Below are 952 nucleotides of genomic sequence, written 5' to 3'. Positions count from 1 at the left end.
TATCCGACGGATACCCTGCGGATGGCTTTACCTTTAATACTGATGGCCCAACCTTCACGGTTGTGCTCAAACACAAGACTAAGGAAGTTACGCCAGACAATCCAGGAACTCCAGGTCAACCAGTGGATCCAAACAACCCAACTGGACCGAAGTATCCTGATGGAACTAGTAAGACTGATCTCACTAAGAACGTTACTAGAACCATTCACTACGTTGATAAGAATGGGAACAAGCTAGCTGATGATGTGGTTCAATCAACGACCTTTACTAGAACGGCAACGTTTGATCAAGTTACTGGTCAGGTAACTTACAGTGCATGGACGACTAAGAGTGACGTCTTGAGTGGGGTTAACTCGCCAGTTATCAATGGTTACTATACCAACACTGCTTCAGTTGGACAAGCAACGGTTAACGCTGATTCCAACGACTCCGAAGTAACGGTCGTTTACTACGCCTTAGGTCACTTAGTTCCTGATGTTCCGGGCAGTAACCCGATCGTTTATCCAAATGATCCCAACAACCCAAGTGATGCTGGTAACCCACTTATCCCTGACATTCCTGGATACACTCCAGTTGATAAGAACGGGAACAAGTTGGTCCCTGGCACACCATATCCGATTGATCACAATGATTTAGGAAAAGATACCCCAATTCATTATGTGAAGAATGCTGAACCATCAACTCCGGTAGTTCCAAACAAACCAGAAAAGCCTTCAGTACAACCGGAGCCAACTAAGCCAAGTGCACCAAAGGAAGTTCCGGCCGCACAACCGGAAGCTCCGAAGGCTAAGCAGGCTCCACAAACTCCTGCTAAAGCACCGGCTCAACCAGCTAAACCACAAGCAAAGCAAGTTCCAACAGCTAAGCCAGCTAAAAAGTCTGAAAAGAAGACGACGTTACCACAAACTGGTCAAAGTTCTGATAGCTTCTTAAGCCTGATCGGAACCATGCT

At 46.4% G+C, this 952-nt stretch carries 1 protein-coding gene; it reads left to right on the top strand.

Going from position 1 to position 952, the window contains the following annotated elements:
- The coding region (locus AC6UD0_RS07280) for a mucin-binding protein (RefSeq protein ID WP_500708693.1) at window positions 1-952 on the top strand (952 nt) is incomplete at both ends.

Source organism: Fructilactobacillus sp. X7R9C1 (assembly GCF_059901005.1).
Note: the sequence above shows the minus strand (reverse complement) of the source record. Positions and strands in the feature narration are given on the sequence as shown.